Source organism: Psychrobacter sp. 1Y4 (assembly GCF_051847555.1).
In genome coordinates this window covers 1-531 of the sequence record NZ_JBPYDE010001098.1, presented here as the reverse complement: position 1 = coordinate 531, position 531 = coordinate 1, and the positions used below count along the sequence as shown (strand labels likewise).

Annotated in this window: 1 protein-coding gene; it reads right to left on the bottom strand. The window is 35.8% G+C overall.

All coding sequences use genetic code 11. From position 1 onward, the window contains the following. Nucleotides 1-515 (bottom strand): hypothetical protein (locus ACS8FC_RS20605; RefSeq protein WP_439298151.1); only part of this gene is annotated, 515 nt, incomplete at its 3' end. Nucleotides 516-531 lie beyond the last annotated feature (16 nt).

Here is a 531-nt window from a genome sequence, read left to right as displayed (position 1 = left end):
TTATTGAGCTTTGTCATAAAAAAGATAAAACCAAAACCAAAGATTGACGTAGTAAGCACTCCTATCATGTTTTGATCGAACATTAGGTTTTTGGTATCTTCGTAAGTTATTTGCAGATCCTCCTCTGATCCTCTAATGTCTAAGCTGACTAATTGTGGTAAATTATTCGATACGCCTAAAAAATTGGGCTGATAGTACCAACCAACTCTTGCGTACTTGCCAAGCCTAGGTTCAAGGTATGTAGGACCCATACATGACCCAGTATTAATAAAGCCAAATACATTATAGCTACAGCCGTAAAGCGTTATTTGTTTAGGATTTTCAATAGATTGCAAGGCTATACTAAATCCCGTATCAGTGATAATACCTTCACTGTATTGTAGCTCCGACTCCTGCGGAAAATCTCTACCCTGCCATTCCAAAAAATTGAGTGCAATGAAAAAAGATATAAACGAGACATTTAGAAACGTATCGAACTTTTGAGATGCTGATTTTTCTTTAAATTTCTTAAACATAAAATCCCTCTGAAAG